The sequence below is a fragment of the Nonomuraea sp. NPDC005501 genome, assembly GCF_040605905.1.
Lineage (GTDB): Bacteria > Actinomycetota > Actinomycetes > Streptosporangiales > Streptosporangiaceae > Nonomuraea.
In genome coordinates this window covers 11923-34115 of record NZ_JBEXDT010000086.1, presented here as the reverse complement: position 1 = coordinate 34115, position 22193 = coordinate 11923, and the positions used below count along the sequence as shown (strand labels likewise).

At 71.1% G+C, this 22193-nt stretch carries 23 protein-coding genes and 2 pseudogenes; 15 read left to right on the top strand and 10 right to left on the bottom strand.

Annotated features, from left to right (window positions below):
* Positions 1-180 precede the first annotated feature (180 nt).
* Positions 181-666, bottom strand: a complete 486-nt coding sequence (locus ABZS51_RS32760) for a MarR family transcriptional regulator (protein WP_355449220.1) — start codon at positions 664-666, stop codon at positions 181-183.
* Between the two features lie 36 nt (positions 667-702).
* Positions 703-1755 carry a M1 family metallopeptidase gene (locus ABZS51_RS32755; RefSeq protein WP_355449217.1) on the bottom strand — a complete coding sequence of 351 codons (1053 nt, stop codon included), beginning with the start codon at positions 1753-1755 and terminating at the stop codon, positions 703-705.
* Positions 1756-1849: 94 nt separating this feature from the next.
* On the opposite strand from ABZS51_RS32755, the gene ABZS51_RS32750 reads away from it, so the two are divergent.
* A complete protein-coding gene (locus ABZS51_RS32750; RefSeq protein ID WP_355449214.1) occupies positions 1850-2206 on the top strand; it encodes a hypothetical protein in 357 nt (118 codons plus the stop codon).
* A gap of 101 nt (positions 2207-2307) precedes the next feature.
* Here the strand turns inward: ABZS51_RS32750 and ABZS51_RS32745 are convergent, their stop codons facing one another.
* Complete coding sequence (locus ABZS51_RS32745) at positions 2308-2952, bottom strand: hypothetical protein (protein ID WP_355449211.1); 645 nt, start codon at positions 2950-2952, stop codon at positions 2308-2310.
* A gap of 177 nt (positions 2953-3129) precedes the next feature.
* On the opposite strand from ABZS51_RS32745, the gene ABZS51_RS32740 reads away from it, so the two are divergent.
* The 5 genes from ABZS51_RS32740 (at position 3130) to ABZS51_RS32720 (ending at position 7901) form a co-directional block, all read left to right on the top strand.
* On the top strand, positions 3130-3897 hold the full coding sequence (locus tag ABZS51_RS32740; RefSeq protein WP_355449208.1) for a GntR family transcriptional regulator: 768 nt from the start codon (positions 3130-3132) through the stop codon (positions 3895-3897).
* A gap of 69 nt (positions 3898-3966) precedes the next feature.
* Entirely contained in the window at positions 3967-4329 is a 363-nt protein-coding gene (locus ABZS51_RS32735; protein WP_355449204.1) for a hypothetical protein, read from the top strand.
* Positions 4326-6314 carry a hypothetical protein gene (locus tag ABZS51_RS32730; protein ID WP_355449202.1) on the top strand — a complete coding sequence of 663 codons (1989 nt, stop codon included), beginning with the start codon at positions 4326-4328 and terminating at the stop codon, positions 6312-6314. Before ABZS51_RS32735 ends, ABZS51_RS32730 begins: the two co-directional genes overlap by 4 nt.
* Positions 6315-6405: 91 nt before the next feature.
* Positions 6406-7212 carry a sugar isomerase domain-containing protein gene (locus ABZS51_RS32725; RefSeq protein ID WP_355449199.1) on the top strand — a complete coding sequence of 269 codons (807 nt, stop codon included), beginning with the start codon at positions 6406-6408 and terminating at the stop codon, positions 7210-7212.
* Positions 7209-7901: an SDR family oxidoreductase gene (locus tag ABZS51_RS32720; RefSeq protein ID WP_355449196.1), complete on the top strand. Its 693-nt coding sequence runs from the start codon at positions 7209-7211 to the stop codon at positions 7899-7901. Before ABZS51_RS32725 ends, ABZS51_RS32720 begins: the two co-directional genes overlap by 4 nt.
* Positions 7902-7986: 85 nt before the next feature.
* On the opposite strand, the gene ABZS51_RS32715 is transcribed toward ABZS51_RS32720, so the two are convergent.
* Positions 7987-8814, bottom strand: a complete 828-nt coding sequence (locus ABZS51_RS32715; RefSeq protein WP_355449193.1) for an alpha/beta hydrolase — start codon at positions 8812-8814, stop codon at positions 7987-7989.
* A gap of 78 nt (positions 8815-8892) precedes the next feature.
* Between ABZS51_RS32715 and ABZS51_RS32710 the strand changes: the two genes are divergently transcribed.
* Positions 8893-10236, top strand: a complete 1344-nt coding sequence (locus tag ABZS51_RS32710) for a M28 family peptidase (RefSeq protein ID WP_355449190.1) — start codon at positions 8893-8895, stop codon at positions 10234-10236.
* 4 nt (positions 10237-10240) lie between these two features.
* On the opposite strand, the gene ABZS51_RS32705 is transcribed toward ABZS51_RS32710, so the two are convergent.
* Positions 10241-11431, bottom strand: coding sequence for an MFS transporter (locus tag ABZS51_RS32705; RefSeq protein ID WP_355449187.1), 1191 nt, complete (start codon positions 11429-11431; stop codon positions 10241-10243).
* Between the two features lie 26 nt (positions 11432-11457).
* Positions 11458-12345 (bottom strand): MBL fold metallo-hydrolase, encoded by an 888-nt coding sequence (locus ABZS51_RS32700; protein ID WP_355449184.1) that lies wholly within the window; start codon positions 12343-12345, stop codon positions 11458-11460.
* Positions 12346-12488: 143 nt separating this feature from the next.
* On the opposite strand from ABZS51_RS32700, the gene ABZS51_RS32695 reads away from it, so the two are divergent.
* Positions 12489-12917: a MarR family transcriptional regulator gene (locus ABZS51_RS32695; protein WP_355449181.1), complete on the top strand. Its 429-nt coding sequence runs from the start codon at positions 12489-12491 to the stop codon at positions 12915-12917.
* Between the two features lie 33 nt (positions 12918-12950).
* Here ABZS51_RS32695 and ABZS51_RS32690 read toward each other — a convergent pair whose 3' ends face one another.
* Positions 12951-13787: a phosphotransferase gene (locus ABZS51_RS32690; RefSeq protein ID WP_355449178.1), complete on the bottom strand. Its 837-nt coding sequence runs from the start codon at positions 13785-13787 to the stop codon at positions 12951-12953.
* Between the two features lie 298 nt (positions 13788-14085).
* On the opposite strand from ABZS51_RS32690, the gene ABZS51_RS32685 reads away from it, so the two are divergent.
* The 4 genes and pseudogenes from ABZS51_RS32685 to ABZS51_RS32670 all read left to right on the top strand — a co-directional run bounded on the left by ABZS51_RS32685 (position 14086) and on the right by ABZS51_RS32670 (position 18480).
* Complete coding sequence (locus ABZS51_RS32685) at positions 14086-15504, top strand: hypothetical protein (RefSeq protein WP_355449175.1); 1419 nt, start codon at positions 14086-14088, stop codon at positions 15502-15504.
* Positions 15505-16037: 533 nt separating this feature from the next.
* Positions 16038-16784, top strand: a complete 747-nt coding sequence (locus ABZS51_RS32680; protein ID WP_355449172.1) for an SDR family oxidoreductase — start codon at positions 16038-16040, stop codon at positions 16782-16784.
* 167 nt (positions 16785-16951) lie between these two features.
* Positions 16952-17354: pseudogene (locus ABZS51_RS32675) on the top strand (transposase); the annotation flags it as partial.
* Positions 17355-17601: 247 nt separating this feature from the next.
* A pseudogene (locus tag ABZS51_RS32670) lies at positions 17602-18480 on the top strand (IS5 family transposase).
* Positions 18481-18486: 6 nt separating this feature from the next.
* Here the strand turns inward: ABZS51_RS32670 and ABZS51_RS32665 are convergent.
* The 3 genes from ABZS51_RS32665 to ABZS51_RS32655 all read right to left on the bottom strand — a co-directional run bounded on the left by ABZS51_RS32665 (position 18487) and on the right by ABZS51_RS32655 (position 20016).
* A complete protein-coding gene (locus tag ABZS51_RS32665; protein ID WP_355449169.1) occupies positions 18487-18792 on the bottom strand; it encodes a YciI family protein in 306 nt (101 codons plus the stop codon).
* Positions 18793-18895: 103 nt separating this feature from the next.
* On the bottom strand, positions 18896-19075 hold the full coding sequence (locus tag ABZS51_RS32660) for a hypothetical protein (RefSeq protein WP_355449166.1): 180 nt from the start codon (positions 19073-19075) through the stop codon (positions 18896-18898).
* 53 nt (positions 19076-19128) lie between these two features.
* Entirely contained in the window at positions 19129-20016 is an 888-nt protein-coding gene (locus tag ABZS51_RS32655; protein ID WP_355449163.1) for a LysR family transcriptional regulator, read from the bottom strand.
* A 118-nt stretch (positions 20017-20134) separates the two neighbouring features.
* On the opposite strand from ABZS51_RS32655, the gene ABZS51_RS32650 reads away from it, so the two are divergent.
* The 3 genes from ABZS51_RS32650 to ABZS51_RS32640 all read left to right on the top strand — a co-directional run bounded on the left by ABZS51_RS32650 (position 20135) and on the right by ABZS51_RS32640 (position 22166).
* Entirely contained in the window at positions 20135-20452 is a 318-nt protein-coding gene (locus tag ABZS51_RS32650) for an SDR family NAD(P)-dependent oxidoreductase (protein WP_355449160.1), read from the top strand.
* On the top strand, positions 20428-20742 hold the full coding sequence (locus tag ABZS51_RS32645) for an SDR family oxidoreductase (protein WP_355449157.1): 315 nt from the start codon (positions 20428-20430) through the stop codon (positions 20740-20742). Before ABZS51_RS32650 ends, ABZS51_RS32645 begins: the two co-directional genes overlap by 25 nt.
* A gap of 197 nt (positions 20743-20939) precedes the next feature.
* Positions 20940-22166: a serine hydrolase domain-containing protein gene (locus tag ABZS51_RS32640; protein WP_355449154.1), complete on the top strand. Its 1227-nt coding sequence runs from the start codon at positions 20940-20942 to the stop codon at positions 22164-22166.
* Positions 22167-22193 lie beyond the last annotated feature (27 nt).

Sequence of the window (22193 nt, the reverse complement as noted above, 5' to 3'; positions counted from 1 at the left end):
GCGGGATCCACCTCGCGGACCTACCCGCCGGCGCTCCGCTCCCCCGCAGGGGCGCCCGTTCCCGGTGGAGACGATGTGCTGCTGGTCCTGGCCCTGGTCGTCGCCTGGGCGGGCGAGCACGCCGGGCTCGCCGACGCTCGCCGCGCCGCACGTGGCCGGGGTGGCGTTGCCTGCCGGAGGTCAGGCCCAGGACTCCAGCAGGCCGCGCAGGATCCGGTCCAGCGCGGCGGCGTCCTGCGGTCCCAGGGCCGCGCCGAGATCGGCCAGGTTCGCCGCGTGCTCGGTGAGTGTCTCGTCGATCACCGACCGGCCCTTGTCGGTCAGGAGGATCCGAAAGCTGCGCCGATCAGCCGGGTCCAGCCTCCGCTCGACCAGCCCGGCCTGCTCCAGGCGGTCCAGCCGGTTCGTCATGCCGGCCCGCGACATCATCAGCACCGCCGACAGCTCCGACGGGATCATCGTGTACGGCGGCCCGGACCGGCGCAGCGCCGCCAGCACGTCGAACTCCCCAGGACGCAGGCCATGGCGGACGAAGACCTCCTCGACCGCCGCCTCGACCATGCGGGTCACCCGCCCCATGCGCGCGAAGACCCCCATCGGGGCAAGATCCAGATCGGGCCGCTCGCGCCGCCACTGGCCGAGAATCGCATCGACCGCGTCACCCATGTCCAGCACTATATTCGACCCAGGATAATCGCCGATCTAACTACCGCGCGGGCTGGCCCTGGAGTCGAGCCAGGTGTCGATCAGCTCCGTGAAGTCCTCACCCGTGTGCTGGTTGACCCAGGCGGTGAAGGACGCCCGGTCCTGGCTGGTGTTGCGGTGCTCCTGGACCCACGCGCGGGTCATGGCGAAGAACCGCTCGTCGCCGACGCGCTTCCTGATCTCGTGCAGCATCAGGGCGGGGCCGTAGTAGACGTTGGCGCCCGCGAACCAGTCCCGGCGGTAGTCGCCCGGCGAGCCCATCTCCTTACGCATGGCCTTCTCCCGGCTGCGGATCTCGGCCATGTGATCGTCCATCGAGCCGGGGCTGTGGTCGGCGGTCCACTGGATCTCGAAGTACATGGCGAAGCCCTCGTTCAGCCACACGTCCCGCCAGGTGCGCGGGCTGACGCTGTTGCCGAACCAGTGGTGCGCGAGCTCGTGCAGCACCACCTCGGGGCGCAGGAAGTCGTCCCCCATGGTGATCATCTGCTGGGTCTCCATGCCGGACCGGCTGGTGACCACCAGCCCCGCGCTGGGGAACGGATACGGCCCGGCCTTCTGCTCCATCCAGCGCAGCAGCTCCGGCAGCCGGCGCGCCACCGGCAGGTCCCAGCGGTCCTCCCGGCGCACCCAGTAGGTGATCGGGATGCCGCGCGGGCCCTTCGCCCGATACATCCGGTACCTGTCGACGGTGAACAGCGTCACGTAGCAGGCGACCGGGTCGGCCGACTTCCAGTGGTAGGTGGCCGTGCGCCCCATCTCGGTCCTGCCCCGGTACGTGCCGTGCGCGACGCCCGCCCAGCCCTTGGGGACGGTGATGGCGACGTCGTAGAGCGCCTCGTCCGACGGATGGTCGTTCACCGGGAACCAGGTGAACGCGCCGAAGGGCTCCTGCAACGCCCAGGCCGACCCGTCGGCGGCCGAGCGCAGGCCGAGCAGCGCGAGGTCCCGGCGCTGCTGCCCGGACGCGTACGGCTCCGGCACGCCGTGGTAGCGGACCACCACCCGGGCGCCGTGATCGGCGGGCAGCGGGGCGGGCAGGGAGGACATCCCGCTCACCCTCGGCGGCCGCCGCCACCACGCGCCGGACGTCAACTACTGGGGCGTCACGTTCGCCCCGGACGACAACCGGTTCTACGCGACCGTGGCCACCGGGGGGAAGACGTACCTGGTGGAGGGCGACTACACCGGCTGGCGGGCCCGCGCGATCAGGGAGAACGCCGAGTGCCCCTCGCTGTCGCCCGACGGGGCCCGCCTGGTGTTCAAGAAGCGGGTCTCCGCCGGCTCCGACCGGCCGTGGCGGCTGTACGTGCTCGACCTCGCCTCGATGCGCGAGACGCCGCTGGCCGAGACCGCCGGCATCGACGACCAGGCGGCCTGGCTCGACGACCGGACCGTGATGTACGCCAAGGGGCACGACGTGTGGTCCGTGCCCGCCGACGGCGGCGGCTCGCCCGCCCTGCTGGTTCGTGACGCGTCCTCACCGGTGGCGGTCCGGTGAGGACGCGGGTCCGGCCTCGGCGAGCGCTTCACGGGCGTGGCGTGCCCGGCGGTGGGAGCCGCCGGGCACACCACCTCACGAGCGGGCCGCGGCCCCCCTGATCAGATGGTGCCGTTCTCGATGGCCTGCTTGAGGCCCGCCTGCGTCTGCTGGTGGGCGGCGGTGCCGTTGGCCGCGACGAAGTCGATCAGCGTGGCGTCCGCGTCGAAGGTGAGGTTCTCGGTGACCACCGTCCTGCCCCGGGCCAGCACCCTGAAGGTGATCTTCTGGTGGGTGACCACGGCGGGCTCGGACCAGGTGTCGGTCTCGTAGGAGAAGCCCGCGGTGCTGAGGCGCTGCTGGGCGTACACCTTGTTGGTGACGGTCGCGCCCTCGTACGGGATCTCCTCGATGGCGGTGAGGTTGACGTACCGCGTTGCGGCCTGCCGCCACTCCTTGTGGGTGGCGACCCGCTTGAGGAACGGGTTGGGGCCGATGTGGTTGTTGATGTTGGAGTAGGCGGTGAACACCTGCTGGATCGGCCGGTCGATCTGGATGGAGATCTGGCTGGTGGCCCGGCTGCGGCCCGAGTCCGGGGCGGGCGGCGTGGTGTCGTAGAACGCGTGGGTGTCCCAGGCGGTCTGCCACTCGGCGGCCAGTTCGGCGTCGGTCTGGGTGGTGTCCGCGTTGGCGGGCCCGGATGCGGCGCTGACGAGGAGAGCCCCGGCGAGCACGGGAGCTGCGGCGAGGCGAAGGAAGTGCTTCACGTACACCTTCAGGTAGAAGCGATGGTACGGATGTCCTTCTATCGCAGATACGCGTCCTTTTTCCGGTACTTCACCGGAATGATCAAATTGTGAACATCTTCCGGCATGCCGGGCTGTTGACACCATCCAGCTCGGACAGAAAAGATACGGTCGTCCGTACAAATAAGGATGGACGACATGACCGACTGGGAACGCCGCCTGACCCTCGACCCGTCAGCCGCCGTGCCGCTCTACTTCCAGCTGCGCGAGCGTCTGCGGGCCGTCATCCGCGACTGCGAGCCCGACACCCTGATCCCGGCCGAGAAGGACCTCATGGTCTACGCCGGTGTGAGCAGGGCCACGGCTCGCCGGGCGATCGGCGACCTCGTCCAGGAGGGGCTGCTGGTCGCCCGGCAGGGCAGCGGCACCTACACCGCGCCGATGGTCGTGGCTCCCGAGCTGGGCGCGCGCCCGGCGGGGTTCACCGAGACGATGGCGCGGCTCGGGCGCAGGCCGACGACGCGGGTGCTCAGGGCGCACCGGCAGCCGGCCGGCGCCGACGTCGCCGTCGCGCTCGGGCTTGGCGAGGGGCAGGAGGTCGTCTTCGTCGAGCGGCTGCGGCTGATCGAGGGCACGCCGTGCATGGTGGAGAGCGCCCATCTGCCGGCCGACCTGGTGCCGGGCATCCTGGAGGAGGACCTGACCGGCTCGCTGTACGACCTGCTCCGCATGAAGTACGGCCTGACCCCCGCCAACGGCAGGGAGACGATCGGCGCCGTCAACGCCGACTATCGGCTCGCCGAGCTGCTGCGCGTGCCGATGGCCGCCGCCCTGCTGGTCACCGCCCGCAGCACCGGCACCGACAGCGCGGTCCCGCTGGAGTACACCATCCGCCACGCGCGCGGCGACCTCGCCGTGTTCTCCGTGGAGCTCAACGACGCCAAGAACGCCCTGATGGGCCAGTAACCCCCCTCGCCGGATCCCGGGGCGGCGCCGCCGCACCGGTGGCGAAGCGCTGCCTTCCGGAGGTCCAGCATGACCATGACGACCCGGCGCCGCCTGCCCGGAGCCGCCGCGCTGACGGCGGCCGGCCTCCTGCCCGCCTTCGCGGGAGACGCTCCCCCGGATCTGTTCAAGATCGGCGGCTGGACGGTCGCCGGCCACGCCCGCAAGGGACGGCTCGCCCCGGTCATTCCCAAGGCCATGGGGGTGCCCGACGAGAAGGCACTGGTCGCGAAGGACGACCGGAGCGCCGTCGACTCCCTGTCCTACCAGGGCGAGCGCATCGGCCTGGTCAGCACCGCCGCCCCGGTCACGGCCGTGCCGCCGCTGGTGCCGATGTTCGCGCCGCGGCGCCACCACGTGGCCGGGCTGACGCTCGGAGGAGTGCAGAGATGAGCGCGTTCGGCACCTGGACCACCGCGCACGGACTGCCCGCCTTCTCCTACACGATGGACCAGGACCGGGATCCGCGCGCCGAGTGGGACCCCGTCCTCGACCCGCCCACCCGGCGGCACGCCGTCCACCTGGGCAACCGGCGGATCACGCTGGTGGCCGACAACTACGGCCTGAGCGGCCTGTTCGACGAGCACACGGGCCTGAGGTGGCTCACGCGCGACACGGGCGTCACCCGGGTGGGCGGACTCTCGACGGACATCTCGGGATCGGAGCGGATCTTCGGGCCGACGTTCGTGATCGTCCGCGTGGCGGATGACCGGGTGTCGCTGGAACGCACCGTGCTCTGCCCCGAGGGCGAGGCGCCGTGGGTGCTGATCCGGCTGCGCGTGCGCAACCTGCTCGGCGCGCCGGCCCGGCTGACGCTGACCGAGGAGTGGACGGCGAGACCCGCCGAGGTCCGGCTCCTCACCGGCGCGGAGCCGGGCGAGGATCCCGGGCTGGAGCTGGAGGTCGTCGGCGGGGCGGAGCCGCGCCGGACTCGATCCGGCCGGGTGGCCGTCCCCCTCGTTCTCGACGCCCATGGTGAGCGGCTGGTCGAGCTCAGGTACGGCCTGCTGGACGACGCGAAGGCGTCGTTCGGCCGCAGCCTGGCCGCCCTGCGCGACCGGCTGCCCCGGGCGTCCGCCCCCCACGCGCCCGAGGCCGAGCGGGAGATCCCGTGGCACGCTGCGCTGCTGACCGGCGCGGCCTGCGCGGACGGCGTGCTCGGCGGGCACACCCTGGACCAGGGGTCGTGCTACTCCTTCCGGCACGGGTTCAACGGCGCCGCCCGCGACCCGCTCCAGCACGCGCTGCCGCTGGTCTACACCGAGCCGGACCTGGCCCTGTCCGTGCTGCGCAACACGTGCGCCTGGGGCAGCCCCGACGGTGACCTGCCCTACGCGCTCGGACCGGACAAGCAGCCGTGGGCCGGCCTGTTCCGGCCGTCGGACCAGAACCTGTGGGCCCTGTGGCTGGCGGCCGAGTACCTGTCCGCCACCGGCGACGAGGCGGCGCTGCGCGAGCCCGTGCCGTACCACCCGGTCCACCGGGCCGAGCCGGTGCCGCTCGGCGAGCACCTGCGCCGGCAGTTCCGGTTCTTCGCCGACGTGGTCGGCCGGGGTGAGCACGGCCACGTGCGGATGCTGAACGCCGACTGGAACGACATGGCCATCACCGAGAGCGGGGTCGATCGCGAGCTGATGATCGCGCGGGGCGAGTCCGTCCTGAACTCGGCCATGGCCGCCTGGGTGCTGCCGCGGTACGCGGTGGTGGCCGAGCGGCTCGGCGATCTGGCGACCGGGATCGAGGCGCGCAAGGTCGCCGAGGAGCTTCGCGGGCTGGTGGCCGAGGAGTGGAACGGCCGCTGGTTCCGGCGCGCCTACGGCCCCGGAGCCGTCGTCGGGGACCGCGACATGTGGCTGGAGGTGCAGCCGTGGGCCATCCTGTGCGGCGCCGCCCCGGCCGGCCGCGCGGCGGAGCTGTTACGCAGGATCGAGGCCACGGCCGCCGCCGGCTCGCCGCTGGGCGCCCGGCTGCGCTGGCCCGTCCGGGAGCACTACGGCCCCGGCGGCGTCGGCACGATCTGGTACGCGACCAACATGACGCTGATCTGGGCCGCCGCCGACCACGTTCCCGAGCTGGGCTGGCAGTGGTGGCGGCGGATGTCCCTGGCGGCGCACGCGGCCGCCTACCCGGACGTCTGGGAGGGCACCCTGTCCGGGCCCGACGCCTACCTGGCGCCCGAGACGGACCGCCCCGGCCGCACCTGGGACCTCGCCGACCTCGGCATCGCCATGCAGGCGTATCCCGTCGCCAACCTGCACAGCCACTCCCAGCCGCTGCTGGCCTACCTGCGGCTGCTCGGCGTCGAGCCGTTCCGCGAGCGCGCGGGGGCACGGGACGGCGCCCGGTTCGTCTCGCGCGTCCTGAGCGCAGGCCCATGACGCGGCCCGGGGACGTCCGACGTGCTGTTCGCCGTTCGCGGCAGCGGGATGGGCGGCGCGGTGGCGCCGCGCTCCATGGAGGGAGATCTGGATGAAGTGGATACGGCGGGCGATGGAGCTGCTCGGCGAGATCGAGCGAACACAGGAGGAGGCCCTCGCGGCGGCGGCGCGCATCGCGTACTCCGCCATCGGCGGCGGCGGCGTGGTGCACACGTTCGGCACGGGCCACTCGCGGATCGGTGTGGAGGAGATGTTCCCCCGCTACGGCTCGTATCCCGGCTTCCATCCCATCGTGGACCTGTCGACGACGTTCTACACGCAGGTCGCCGGGTCGAACGGGATGCGGCAGGCGATGTTCGTCGAGCGGGTCGAAGGGCTCGCCGACGCCATCCTGGCCAACTTCGAGCTCCGGCCGACGGACGCGGCGATCATCTTCAGCGTCAGCGGGCTCAACGCGGTGCCGATCGAGATGGCGATGGGCCTGCGCGAGGCGGGGCTGTCCGTGGTGGCCGTGACCTCGATGCGGGAGACCACGGCCGTCGAGCCCGGCCACCCCAGCGGGACGCGGCTCGCCGACCACGCCCACGTGGTGATCGACCTGTGCACCCCGGTGGGCGACGCGCTGTGCTCCGTGGACGGGCTGGCCGAGCCGGTCGGCCCCGGCAGCACGCTGGCCGCGGTCTCCGTGGTCAACGAGATCAAGGTGCGCACGGCGGAGCTGCTCGTCGCGGGCGGCTGGACGCCGCCGGTGATCTCCAGCGCCAAGCTCGTCGGCGGCCCGCGCTCCGAGGAGTTGTTCGAGGCCGCCTACCTGGAGCACGCCCGCCGCGCCGCCGACGTGCTCAGGAAGCCCGCCGACGCGCTCAGGAAGCCGGCCGACGCGCCCGGGAAGCCATGAGCGCGGTTCTGGTGGCCGGCTCGGAGGGCGGCATCGGCCGCGCCTGCGTCGAGGCGGTCGAGGCGTCCGGCGTGCCCGCCTTCGGCGTGGACCTGGCCGGCGGGATCGACATCACCCGGCCCGGCGGGGCGGAGAAGGCGCTCGCCCGGGCGACGGCCGCGCACGGGGCGGTCTCCGGCGTCGTGCACGCCGTCGGCATGTCCGGCCGGGCGCTCGGCGACGGCGGCGTGGCGGACTGCACCGACGCGGCGTGGAGCGAGGTGCACCGGGTCAACCACGAATCGGTCTTCCGGCTGCTGCGCGCGGCCATCCCGGCGATGACGCGGGGCGGGTCGATCGTGGTGATCGGCTCGGCGCTGGGCACGTCGATCGACGACGACTTCCGCACCGTGGCCTACGCCTCGGCCAAGGGCGCGCTGATCCCGCTGATCAGGACCGCGGCGCGCGAGGCGGCGCCGCACGGGGTGCGGGTCAACCTGGTCTCCGCAGGGCTGGTGGCCACCCCGATGAGCCGCCGCGCCCAGACCTCCGAGGCCATCCAGGCGAGGCTGCCCTCGCTGATGCCGCTCGGCGCCCGGATGTGCCGGCCGGAGGAGGTCGCCCAGGCCGTGCTCTGGCTGCTCTCGCCGTCGTCCGGGCGCACCACGGGCGCGGTCATCCCCGTCGACGGAGGATGGCACCTTCGATGAACGCGCTGCGGGAAGGCGACGTGGCCACGGCCGCGCCGACCGGGAACCCGGGCGCCGCCCTCGCGCCACGACGCCAGAGGGCCGGCTAGGGCAGGTTCTTCTCCGCCTGGTTCTGCCAGCCGGCGTTGGTGTTGAGCTCCGGGGCGGCGCCCGCGAAGGCGCCCCGCGCGTAGGTGTCGTCCTGGAGCCGGTACATGAGCCAGGCCGTCAGGTAGCCGAGGAAGCCGCCGCCCGTGCCCTGGATCGTGTTGTGGTCGGCGCCCTTGAGCAGCGCCTTCGCCGCGGCGTTGGGCACCTGGCCGTAGTACGTCTGGATCGCGGAGTGGGGAGAGATGATCACGTCGTTGGCCCCGCTGAGGAACAGCACCGGGCAGGCCAGCTTGCTGACGGAGAACGCGTCTCCCGGGCTCACCCAGATCGGCGCGGGCAGGGAGATGGGGACGACGGTGTCGATGAGGCCGCTGGCCCTGGTGGCGGTGTTGACCGAGCCGCCGGCGCCCTGGGAGTGGCCGACCGCGCCCACCTTGGTCACGTCGAGCTTGCCGTAGAAGACGCTGGAGGCGTCGGCGTTCCTGTCGGCCAGGTACTGCGCCGCGGCGATCATCTCCGAGCCGGTGCCCGTCGTGGTGTCGGTGGACGCGACCACGGCGAAGCCCCAGGAGGCGAGCTGGGTGAGCACGCCGGAGTACTGGGTGGGCACGGCGTTGGTGCCGTTGCCCCAGGTGACGATCGGATGCTTGAAGCCGCCGGCGCCGAGGTCGGCCGGGTAGGTGAGGCGGTAGCCCGGCACGTCTGCCGTGGCGACCGCCCAGGGGCCGGCCGTCCGGTAGTGCGCCTCGATGGTGTCCGCCGCCCTGGCCGGTGCCGCGGCCACTCCCAGGACGAGTAAGACGACTGCGGCGAGGAGCCTCATACAGCCTCCCTCAGATATGTACGGATGACCGGAACTCTCGCTTCACACGCGCCCCTTGTCAATGGTTGGATCACGGTCATGGATCACGTGCCTTCGGCCGCGGAGATGCTCGGCTGGATCGAGACCGTCGTGTCGCGCGGCATCCGCCGTCCCGGCTATCCGGCGGACGTGTGGACGGAGCGGTGGCTGGCGGACCGGCTGGCCGCGTTCGGGCTCGACGTCTCGCTGGAGCCGGTGGAGCTCACCCGCTGGCAGCCGGGCGCGGGAGCCCTGCGGCTGGAGGACGGCACGGAGTTCGCGGGCATGCCGCTGCCGTTCACCGCGCCGGCCGGCGGACTGCGCGCCAGGGTCGCCCCGCTCGGCGACGCGCGGCCCGGCGACATCGTGGTGGACGAGCTGGCCTTCGCCGAGGTGCCGCAGTCATTCGTCAGGACGCTCGCCACGTCGGCCTACGATCCGGAAGGGGTCTTAGACACGCTGGTCCAGACGATCCCGTTCGGGCCGCGGATGATGCGGGTCGTGGAGCCCGCCCTGGAGGCGGGCGCCGCCGGATTCGTGGGCGCGTTGACGGGCGTGCCGTGGGAGACGCGCGACTACTACGTGCCCTACGACGCCGTCGAGCGGCCGATCCCGGGGCTGTGGCTCTCCGGGGACGACGCCCGGCGGCTGCTGGCCCGGCTGCCCTGCCAGGGCGAGCTGGTCGCCGAGGCGGTCCGCGAGCCGGTGACCACGCACAACGTGGTCGCGACGCTGCCGGGCGCCTCGCCGCACTGGGTGATCGTCGCCTCCCACCACGACGGCCCGTGGGCGTCGGCCGTCGAGGACGCCTCCGGCGTCGCGCTGGTGCTGGCCGCCGCGCGCCACTGGGCGCGCGTGCCCGCCGCGGAGCGGCCGCACAATCTGATGTTCCTGTTCACCTCCGGGCACATGGCCCATGCCGCGGGCACCAGGGCCTTCATCGAGCGGCACCGCTCCCTGCTCGCCGACGTGGTGCTCCAGGTGCATCTGGAGCACGCCGCGCTGCGGTGCGAGAGCGTGGACGGCAGGCTGCGGCCGACTCCGGACCCCGAGGTCAGGTGGTGGTTCACGACCCGGGCGCCCCGCCTGGAGAGTCTGGTCGCTACGACGCTGGAGGCGGAGCGGCTGCGCCGGTCCTTCGTGCTGCCGCCGGACGCGTTCTCGCCGATGCCGCCGACCGACGGCGCGTTCTTCCATCCCGAGGGCGTGCCACTGGTGCACTTCCTGTCGGCGCCGATGTACCTGTTCGACTCGGCCGACACCCTGGACAAGGTGGACGTGGCGGGGCTGGAGCCGCTGGCCCGCGCGGCCGTACGCATCGTGGCGGGCACCGCCGGCTGGACACCGGACACGCTACGGGAGGAGGACGAGGCCGGAGGCGGCAGGAGGAGGGCCACGGCCTGAGTCGTCACCTTTCGCCGAGGCGCCGGGACAGCAGCGTTCCGGCGGTCATGGACGCGGCCGCGGCCAAGGCGGCGGTGGCGGCGAGGAGAGCCGATCCGGCGTAGCCGAAGGCGTCGGACAGCGCGGCGAAGGCGTACGGGGCGATGGTGGCGCCGGTGTAGACGCCGATCTGGACGGTGTGCCCGGCGTTCTCCGCCTGGTGGGCGACCAGCCGCAACGTGGTGGCGAGCAGGAGCCCGGTCCAGCCCCACCCGGCGGAGAAGGCCAGTGCGGCGCCCAGGACGAACGTCACCGGCGTGCCGATCGCGATCAGTACAAGCCCGAGGGCCCCGGTGAGCATCATCGCGATGATCACCGCCGGATTGCGGTGCGGGGCCCGATCGGTGAGCGCACCCGCGGCGAGCCGGACGGCGACGGCCAGCAGTGCGCTGAGCGACAGCAGGTTGCCCGTGACGGTGGCGGGCAGCCCGGAGTGGGTGCCCAGCTGGACGAAGTAGGTCGCCACCGCGTTGTTACCGGTGGCCGACAGCGCGGCCGCCAACGCCCACAGCACCAGCACGCCCCCTGTCCCCCGAGCGGCGGCGCCCCGCCCCGCCCGTGCCGGGGAGGGGCCGGGCGGGAGACGGGTCAGCGGGGTGAGCAGGACCGGGACGAGGGCGATCAGCCCGGCGGCCACCATCGCCGTGCGCCATCCGTGGACCGGCAGGACCAGGGCGACCAGCAGGCCGGGCACGATGGTGGCCGCCCCCAGCGCCGCGCCGATCGTGCCGGCGGCCAGCGAGCGCCGGCGAAGGGGGACGCGCGCGGCGATCAGCCTGCCCGCCACGGGCTGGACGAGCCCGTTGCTCAGCCCGCCGGCCACCAGGGCCGCCGTCATCGTGGCCAGGTCGTCCGCCTGGGAGACGACGAGCAGCGCGGCACAGGCGGCCACCGCCGCGACGGCGAGCACCACGGGTGCGGGCAGACGTGCCGCCGCCCGCTTGGCGATGGGTGAGCCCAGTGCCGTGGCCGCGTAGAAGGCACTGATCATGAGCCCGACGGCGGTACGGGAGACGCGCAGGTCCTGCTCGATCGCCGGGCCGAGGGCGCCGACGGTGAAGCCGGGCATCACCGTGACCGTCGTCGTCAGCGCGGCCGCGACGATGCCCGGCCAGTAGCTCGTACGCGCCTTCACGGGAAGCCCGCGCGCGATCATCGTTGTCACCGTTCGTTCCGGATGGCTCAGGCGTCGAGAGGGCGCCAGGCGGGGCCGTCGCCGTCCCGCCGGACCCGTCCGAACACCACGTCGGCGAAGTGGCCGCCGAACCCGATCGTGCCGGGCTCCTCCAGCTCGGCGACGAGGCGGCGGCGGTGGTCGGCGGCCTGGACAGGGTCGTGGTCGTAGACGCAGGACCATTCGGGGTGGTCCACCTGGATCGGTGAGTGCAGGGCGTCGCCGAAGGCGATCAGCCGCTGTCCGCCCGAGGTGATGACGTATTCGGCATGCCCCGGCGTGTGACCGGCGGCGATCCGGACCCGCACGCCGGGGAAGATCTCCTGCCCGTCCGCGACCGCACGGACGCGCGGCGCCAGGGCGGCGATCTCCTTGGTCATGCCCTGCGCCTCCGGCAGGTGGCGCTGAGCCCATTCCGGTTCGGACACCAGGTAGCCGGCATGGGCGAACGCGGGCCGGTCACCGCCCGGAGCGGGGTGCCAGGCCCAGCCGAGGTGATCGGCGTGCAGGTGGGTGAAGGCCACCGCCTCGATCTCCTCCGGCCCGCGGCCGAGTTCGGCCAGACCGTCCAGCAGCGCGCCACCGTGGATGGCGCCGTTCGGCTGTCCCGGCGCGGCCGGCACTGACTGCGGGCCGAATCCCGCGTCGATCAGCAGCGCACGGTCGCCGTTCTCCACCAGCAGGCCGCCGATGCTCGCCACGAGATGACCGGAGGCATCCAGGTACTCCGGATGAGCGGCCCAGACCTCATCGGTGGTGTCCGGCAGCCAGGCGAGCGGCCTCCCCTGCACGGCGCCGTCCGGCACGAAGGACACCTTCGTGTCGCCCAGCCGCACCGAGCGGATCCCCGAAGGCCGGCGCAGCCGCTCGTCCAGATGAACCGTGGAGTTCGTCATGATCCCATTCCTTCGATGGTCAGGTCGTCGCCGCGCCGTTCGGCGGCGACCACGCCACCGTAAACGTACAGCTAGAAATATTCAAGCTTGAAATGTATCCGCTTGAAATGTGCTGACTTGATGGAGTTGCTAGGATGGGCCGTATGACGACGTCCCCGGAGCCTCAGACCATCGCCGAGCGTGAGCTGTGCGGTCTGGTGAACGGACTGGCCCAGCAGATCGCCGACCACGTGCGCGAACGCGCCGTCGCCGTGGGTCTCACCGCGGCACAGGCCACCGCGGTGCGGGAGATGACCGGGCCGATGACCATGCGCGAGCTGGCCGAACGCATGAGCTGCGAGCCCTCCAACGCCACCTTCGTCGTCGACAAGCTCGAAAAGCAGGGGCTGATCGAGCGCCGCGCGCACCCCACCGACCGCCGCGCCCGGCAACTCGTGCTCACCGCCGAGGGCATCGCTCTCCGCGAAAGACTCCTCGAACTCCTCACGCAGGACTCACCGCTGGCAGGCCTCAGCCCTGAGCAGCAACGCGCCCTTCAGGGCCTGCTGGAGCAGGCCATCACCCGCCCATGACGGCCGTGCCGCCGGTCTCCGGCGGGCGGACGGTCACACGGCGTGCAGCGCCGCGTCGATGGCCACGGCGTTGCGCTCCAACCACGCCTCACGCCGTTTGATCTTGTCGCCGACGCCCTCGTCCCACATCCTCGCCCAGCCGCCGCCCCGCTCCTCGGCGATCTGCTTCATCGAGAACCACGACCGCCGCGCTCGCAGCAGGGCCACCTCGACGAGACGGGAGCGGTCGACGTCCGACATGCCGTAGGCGTCGGCGAGGATCCGGCACCGGCGCGGCACGTCCACCTCCCGCAGTGGCGGGTCGGCGTCGGCGGGGTCGCCCAGCGGCGCCCAGTACAGCATCGCGTTCAGCGCCTCCTCCACCCTCGCGACCGGCTTCGCCATGTCGAAGTCGATCAGTGCGGCCGCCCTGCCGTCCCGGAACACGATGTTGTCCGGCGTGTAGTCCATGTGGCCGACCACCTCAGCCGGGTACGACGGCTCGGGCGGCATGCCCGGCGGCTCCGAGACCCCGTAACCCGGCCGCACCCCCGCGGGGACGACGAAACCCGCGACGGCCTGGTCGTAGTCGCGCACGAGACGCCCGACGGAGGCCAGCCGCTCCTCATCGGCGATCCACGCCGGCCTGGGCCGCCCGGCGACCTCACCGGGGACGAAGGTCAGCACCTCGCGCCCGGCCGCGTCGATGCCGAGGAACCGCGGCGCGCCCGCGAACCCGACATCCTCCAGGTGACGCAGCAGCGCGTGGACGAGCGGGGCGTTGGGGCCGACCGGGCGGCGCACCGTGTCGCCGGCGCGCACGACCCCCTCGGTGACGTCCCCGCCGGCGAGCGGGATCTCGGGATGGGGCTCGGATGGTTCGACGTACATGAAGGAGTTCATCTTCCCTGCGCAGGCGAGAACTGGATCTTATGGGACCGCCGGCCGCCGTCACCAGCCCGAGGGTCAGCACGACGGCGGCCGTCACCGCCTCGCCGTACCGGTCGGGGCGAGGACGGGGCCGAGTCGGATTCGTGACCCAGGGAGTGCGGGGAGAAGACAGGAGACGCTGGACAAATCCGCGCTGCCTGCGGAACATGATCTACGTTCGGCGGTCGTTCCCCAACGAGCTCCGGATCCTCGCCCAGCACCGCCTCGCCCCCAGCATCCCCCAACGTGAGGACCGAGGATGACCCGTTCAAGGGCCCTGCTGTCCGTACTCGCCATGGCCGCGTCCGCGCTGACGATCAGCGGGAACGCGCAGGCCGACGCGGACCTGCCGTTACCGTCGGCGACCTTCCGCGCCACGCACAACAGCTACTCCGGCGACGTCGCCGGCGCCAAGAAGTCGATCACCTACCAGCTCGACCACGGCGTGCGCTTCATCGAGCTCGACGTCCACGACAACGGGTACGCGACCGCGCGCGACTACGCCATCGGCCACGACTCGCCCGGTGACCAGGTCGACCACTCCGGCAACCCGGCTTCCAACCTGTTGCGCGACTGGCTGAACGTGATCAACACGTGGTCCGCGCAGCATCCGGCCGCCGCCCCGCTCGTCGTCATGCTCGACCTCAAGGACGACCTGACCGACAATCCGTCGTTCGCCGCCGGCAACCTGGCCGCGCTCAACCAGGAGCTCGTCTCCGTCTTCGGGCCGCGGCTGCTGACGGCCGCGGACTACCCGGCGAGCCCGCCGTCGGTGGACACGCTGCGCGGCCGCGTCCTGACGCTGCTCTCCGGCAACGGGAAGAGCCGCGCGGAGTACAAGCGCGACATCGGCAGCGACCCGGCGATCGCGATCAACGCGAAGGGGCAGGTCGTGGAGGTGCACGACTCCGGGTCGGGCGTGCTCTGGTACTGGACCGGCAGGTACGACGACGGCCGGGTGACCTGGCTGCGCCATGGGCGGTACGACAACGGCAGGACGCCCGCCGTCGCGCTGAACGACAACGGCGACCTGGTCGAGGTCCACCAGTCCCAGAGCGCGACCACGCTGTGGTACCGCGTCGGGCGTCTCGGCGCGGACGGCGAGATCACCTGGTCGGCCAGCCACCAGTACGACAACGGCGTCCTGCCGACGGTCGCGTTCACCAGCCCGGCCGGCACGCAGCTGCGCGAGATCCACCGGAGCCAGAGCAACGCCCAGAACTGGGAGTGGAACGGCGCCCTGAACACCGGCACCTCGACGGTGTCGTGGAGCGGGAACGCGAAGACCTCCGACGCCCGCTTCGACAAGACCACCTCGGCCCGCGGCACGTCGAGCGTCCAGGTGTGGACCGGGGCGGACGGCCCGACCCCGGCGCAGACGCTCCGTGTGGACACCGACCGGTTCACCGGTGACCGCATCCGCTACCCGCAGACGGCCTTCGACGAGTTCCAGAAGGGCGACAGCGCGGAGCTCCAGCAGGGCGCCCTGTTCTACGCCGCCCCGGCGAAGGAGTCCGCCTTCATCGCCTCGGCACGGCAGTCGGGGAAGCTCGCGCGCGGCTGGGACTTCGACGCGGCGGACATGGCCACCACCCCCCTGGCCAGCTACCCGGCGACCAACCACCCCTACGACGCCTGGTACGAGAACCTCCTGACCCGTTCCGGCGCCGTCCAATAACGGCTGCTCCGAGTCGGCCGTCTGCTCGTCCGGAAGGAGGAGCTGACAGGACCGCGGCGTGGCGCCGACGACGTTCGACTGCCGACACCAGCGTCTACCGCCGCCTTGCGCAGTGTCTGAGTCAGCATCTTCTTGCTGACCCCCCGGTCCCGGAGGACCTGTCCGGCGACGCGCTGAGCGACCTGCAGCGGCCGTTCGGCGGGCTCCGCGAGCCCGAAGAGATCTTCCGGCGAGATGTCATCGACCGGCACCGGCTGCCCGATCATGCGTCCGGCACGACCAAGGCCGAACCGGACATCGCGCCGAGCGCGCAAGCGGTGGCCGCCGACCGCGAATGGCTGATGCAGATGACGGCCGTCGCCGCTCAGCCCCGGAGTCTCCCTGTCGCGATGCGCCTTCGCCCTCGGTCGCGGCAGGGCCCGGTGCCGCTGGCCCCTTTCCCGGATTTTCTCGGCTCGGATGTCAAGACTGACACCGGTGTCACGACTCTGCTGTGAGGCGCTCCCATCAGGGGAGGCGCCGACGGCAAGGAGTTGGCATGGGAACGTTGGACAACAAGTCGGCACTGGACCGGCGGGTCCCGCGGGATCGGGCGAGCGATTGTGGTGAGACTGGCTGCTGAGGGCGCGGCAGTGATCTTCAGCTTCAGGCGCGACCAGGCAGCGGCGGAGGACGTGGTGGCTGAAGTGGCGGCCTTTGGTGGGCAGGCGATCGCAGTACGAGCGGACCAGGGGCGCCTGGAGGACATGAAGTACCTCTTCGGCGAGGTCGACCGGAACCTGGCCGGTTTGGACGTGGTGGTCAACAACGCGGCGATCAATCCGATGGGGAACATCTGCGACGCCACTGAGAGCGACTTCGACGAGGTGATGACCGTCAACACCAAGGGGCCGTTCTTCGTTATCCAAGCCGCTGCCGAAAGGCTCAGCGAGGGTGGACGGATCATCAACATCTCCTCTGCCGGTGCGGTGCCGGGTCTGGCCCTGTACTTCGCCAGCAAGGCGGCGCTGGAGTCGATCACCGCGGTCGCCGCCCGCGAATTCGGTCCCAGGGGCATCACGGTCAACAGCGTGTCCCCTGGTGCCACCGACACAGACATGATGCGCGCCGCTGCCGGGGAGCATCTGGAGCAGGCCATCGAGCACACTGTGGCCCTGACGCCACTGCAACGGCTGGGACGCCCGCAGGACATCGCCAACGTCGTTGCCTTCCTGGCCGGGCCCGACTCACAATGGATCACGGGTCAGAACCTGCGGGTCTCCGGTGGCCTGATGATCTGACCGGCCGCCGGCGGCGAGCCGGACGAATCACTGGGCCACTGCGGGGCATCACCCACGTCGGCCTCGGCGGCGAAGTCAGCGATCCTGGAGGCGGCCGCTCCCTCCACCCAATCGCCGGCCGAGGGGCTACGCCAAAGGGGCAAAGCACCCGAGACGACGGGGACGGACGAAGGCGGCTACGACGCCGGCATCGGTTCCGGCTGAAGGCGGCCAAGCTGGCCGCTCGCGAGGCGGCCTGACCAGCAAGGTGCATCTGTCGGCCGACCGGACCGTCGATGCCGTCCGTTGTCCTTCGTCCTGACCGCCGGCCAGGCCGGAGACAGCCCGCAGTTCCGCGCCGTGCTGGAGCGCATCAAGATTCGCCTGCCTATCGGCCGTCCGCGCACCCGGCCGGGCGCGGTGGCCGCGGACAAGGCGTACTCCTCTCGCGGCAACCGCGCCTATCTACGCCGACGCCGGATCAAAGCGGTCATCCCGGAGAAGGTCGACCAGGCCGCCAACCGGAAGAAGCGCGGCTCCCGCGGCGGCCGGCCGATCATCCATGATCCCGATCTCTCCAAGCAGCGCAACGCGGCCGAACGCTGCAACAACCTGTGACTTGGATCGCCTGAGGTCGTGATTCTTGGATCGGTATTTGTCGTCGGGGTCACCGTAGTGATCGCCGAGAGCCGGGGCGCGGTGAGCGACTACCTGTTTGGGCTGCGTGGGATGGCGTCCAGGTGCCCGGCGCCTTGTGACGGGGCCTAGTGTCGGCGGCGGGTGGGGCTGGGGTCTGTTTCAAAAGTGGATCACGGAGTGATCAACTTTGGGATGATCTTTGGGTGGGTCGTGGGGATTTACTGCCGCTAGGTGGGCGGTCCTGGAGCCGTTGCTGCCGGTCGGCAAGAAGCCGGGCAGGCCGCCGAAATGGACGAAACGGCAGCTCATCGATGGCATCCAGTGGCGGACGCGGACGGGTGCGCCGTGGCGGGACGTGCCAGCCCGGTATGGCGAGTGGGAGACCGTGTACGGGCTGTTTCGGCGGTGGCAGCGGGACGGCACGTGGGCTCGGATCTTGAAGGAGCTGCAGGCCAGAGCCGTCGCCAAGGGGCTGATCACCTGGGATGTGCGCGTGGACTCCACGATCACCCGCGCGCACCAGCACGCCGCTGGTGCGCGTAAAAGGGGGATCTGCAGGTCGAGCCGCCCGGCGGCATCGACATCGAGCCTGCCGACCATGGCCTGGGCCGCTCTCGGGGTGGGCTGACCACCAAGCTGCATCTGGCCGTCGAGCAGGGGCAGAAGCTGTTATCGCTGATCATCACTGCTGGTCAACGCGGGGATTCTCCTCAGTTCCAGCTCGTGCTGGAGCGGATCAGTGTGCCCCGACTGGGGCCGGGGCGCCCGCGCAAGCGTCCGGACAGGGTCCGTGCCGATAAGGCGTACGGCTCGCGCGCCAACCGCGCCTACCTGCGCAGGCGCGGCATCGCGTGCACGATCCCGGAGAAGACAGATCAGATCCGTCACCGTAAGAACCGGGGCAGCCGAGGAGGTCGGCCGCCCACGTTCTGCAAGATCGACTACCGGGGAGCGTCACGCCGTGGGATGTGGCATCAACCGACTCAAACGCCACCGGGCCGTTGCGACCAGGTACGAAAAGCTGGCCGTCCGCTATGAAGCCACCATCACCATCGCCGCCATCAACGAGTGGCTGTAGCCACCATCAGCCGCGCACCCGAGACTGCTCCACCTCTAGCACCGCAGCCAATATTGGGTGCACCCGCCCCACATCGATCGTCGTGACCGTGTACTTGGCGACGCCAGCCACAACAAACGGATCCTCGGCAGCCATCCGCTCGGCAGCCACACGGTCAATGCCGTATGCCACGATGGCCCCACCCAGAGCCGAGGGCACCGTCTGCCCCGACAGCAAGAACATGCCATCGCGGTGATGACGTTCCAGGAACTCGACATGAGCAGCGACGAATGGCTCTGCCTCCCGCTCCGACGCCGTGTACTGCAGAAACAACAAGTGGAGCATACCGTCCCTCAGACCTCCTTAGGCGATCGGCAAATCATCGCACTCATTGATCCATTTTTGAAACAGGGCCTAGGTGCATGGGTGACCTTGGCTATGGCTTCGGGGCCGAATTTGACGTAGCGCATGGCGGTGCGGGGGTTTTTGTGCGGGTCTTGCCCATGATGAGCTGCAGCGGGATTTCGGCTTCGCCGAGGTGGCTGGCGGCGCTGTGGCGCAGTTGGTGCAGGTCGAGGCCGGTATAGCTCTTTCCGCGATCGAGCTGTTCCAGCACGGCCCTCTCTCACCCGCTCGTCCCAGAGCGACGCGGCGTGCCCGGTGTGCGGCTCAGGGGGCGAGAGGGCCGAGGTCGGCGGCGACTCGGGCGAAGGCGCGGATAAGGTCGTTCTCGGTCTCGGTACGCCACACCAGGGCGTATCGCAGGAAGTCGATGTCCTGGACGGGCAGGTAGGCGATGTCGGGGCGATTCCAGTAGCGCCTCATGTGGCCGGGGAAGAGGTTGACGAGCTCTCCGGTGCTGGCCAGGGTGAGAACCTCTTCGGTGTTGCGAACCAGCGGGCCGCGTTCGATCCGGCGCCCCGAGCGGGTGTGGGACGGGACGTAGCCGTCGGCCCAGTAGTCCGGCCATCCTGGGGCGTTCGCGTGCTGGAAGTCGGCGAGCATCTCCAGCGAGATCGAGGTGAGCCGGGTGAGTTCGTGCTCGGCGGCCACGGCCAGCACGCGCGGCTCGCCGAGCAGGACCGGGCCCACGGTCAGGTCGGGTTCTTCGACCGGCAGCCAGCAGACCAGGACGTCGACATCGCCATGGCGCACCCCGGCGAACGGATCGACGAAGGAGGCGTGCTGGATCTTCAGCTGCCACTGCGGGTGGCGGGTGCGGAAGGTGTCCCAGAAGGGGCGCAGGTCCTGGATGTTGATGGGGAGCATGCCGACGCGCAGCACGGCGGTGACGCCCCGGGCGGCGAGCTTGGCGCGGCGCATGCCGTCCTGCAGTCCGGTGTAGACGGGCCAGAGGTCGTCGCGGAGCTGCCGGCCGAGCGGGGTCAGCCGGACCATGCGGTTGGTGCGCTCGAACAGCGGGGCGCCAATCTGGCGTTCCTGCTTCTTGATGGCCTGGGTGATGCGGGCGGGGGTGACGCACAGCCGTTCGGCGGTCCGCCCGAAGTGCAGCTCTTCAGCCAGGGTCAGGAAGATCTCGATGGCGCGAAGTTCCACGATCCTCCTTCGCGTTAATGTAGCGGTTAATGCAGCCTTGCGCAGGTTGTCGTTGTTGCAGCGGCTGCTCGCGCCGATCCTAGTGGTGGGAAGAATTGGACCACTTCTGGGATGACGAATGACGCCATTGACGGGCAAGACGGCGCTGGTGACCGGAGCTTCGCGGGGGATCGGGCAGGCGATCGCGCGGCGGCTGGCGGCCGACGGGGCGCTGGTGGCCGTGCACTATGGCAGCAATGACAGGGCCGCCCGCCAGACCGTGCACCTGATCGAGAAGGACGGCGGCCGGGCCTTCCCGGTCCGGGCTGAGCTGGGGGTGGCCGGGGACGTGGACATCCTGTTCGCCGCCCTGGAGGTGGGCCTGCTCGCGGCCGCATCATCAACCTGTCGGCCGCGGCGACCAGGATCGCGATGCCCGAGCAGCCGTACGCGATGAGCAAGGCCGCCATCGAGGTGCTCAGCCGCTCCTTGGCCCAGGTGGTCGGCGAGCGGGGCATCACGGTCAACGCCGTGGCGCCCGGTCCGACGGTCACCGACATGAACCCGTGGATGCTCGACAACCCCGAGGTCCAGCAGCTGGTGGGCAGCGGCAACGCCATTCCCCGGGCCGGCCGGCCCGCTGACGTCGCCGATGTGGTGACCTTCCTGCCCTCCGAGGCGGGCCGCTGGGCGACCGGGCAGATCATCGACGCCTCCGGCGGCTGCTTCCTCGGCCCCCGGATCTGAGCTCTCTGGCTCGGGACGACGTCGTACGCCTGACACCTCGCCCAGGGGCGGGCAGGCCGCGCGGCGTCGTGTCAGCGGCGGCGTCAGGACGGCGACGGCCCGCCGTCAGCGCGGTCGGCGACGGTGGATCCCATGAGCGGTCCAGCGAACCGGACCTACCGGTCTCGCACTATCGAACAACGTATGCAAGGAGATTCATGATGGGTGCTGACGGCTTCTCCAAGCCCGGACTGTACAAGCTGCGTGAGGTGCTGGAGCGCCATGTCGACTCCGGACGGATTCCCGGAGTCGTCGCCCTGGTCAGCCGGGGCGGCCATACGCACGTCGAGGCGCTCGGGACGATGCGGCATGACGGTGGCGCGCCGATGCGCCGCGACACGATCTTCCGGATGGCCTCCACCTCCAAGCCGGTCTCGATCGCGGCGGCGATGGTGTTGCTGGATGAGTGCCGGCTGCGGCTGGACGACGTGGTGGATGAGTGGCTGCCCGAGCTGGCCGGCCGGCGAGTGCTGACGCGGCCCGACGGCCCGCTGGACGACACGGTGCCGGCGCGCCGGCCGATCACCGTGCGGGACGTGCTGACCTCCACCTTCGGGCTCGGCATGGATTTCACGGCGCTGGGCAAGCCGATCATGAACGCGGTCTTCGAGCAGGGACTCACGCCCAACCTGCCGGTGGAGATGCCCGAGCAGGATGAGTGGATGCGCCGCCTGGGCGAGCTGCCGCTGATGTACCAGCCCGGCGAGCAGTGGCAATACCAGATCAGCAGCGACCTGGTCGGCGTGCTCGTCTCTCGGGTCAGCGGCCAGTCGTTCGAGGAGTTCCTGCGCGAGCGCGTCTTCGAGCCCCTCGGGATGGTCGACACCGGCTTCCACGTGCCCACCGAGGAGATCGACCGGCTGCCGACCCTGTACGCCCCCGACCCGAGCAGCGGCGAGTTCCTCGCCTGGGATGAGCCCGAGGGCGGACGGTGGAGCCGGCCGCCGGCGTTCCAGGGTGGCGGCGGCGGGCTGGTCTCCACCGCCGACGACTACCACGCCTATTTCCAGATGCTGCTGAACGGCGGCACGCACCAGGGCAGGCGGATCCTGTCCCGGGCAGCCGTGGAGCTGATGACCACCAACCGGCTCACCCCCGAACAGAACGCCGCCCGCACCGCCCTGGCCACCAACAACGTCCATATCTCCTTCGGCCAGGGGCAGCAGGGCGGCTGGGGGATGGGCATGGCGGTGCGCACCTACCGCGGCGACTACGCCCCCATCGGCCAGTTCGGCTGGGACGGCGGAAGCGGCACCTCGGCCTACGCCGATCCGGCCAACCAGCTCACCGGCATCCTGCTCTGCCAGCTCGGCTACTCCGTCCCCAGCCCGGCGCACCTGATGAACGACTTCTGGACCACCCTCTACCAGGCCATCGACGACTGACACCCCGCCCACCCTCCCGATGGGAGA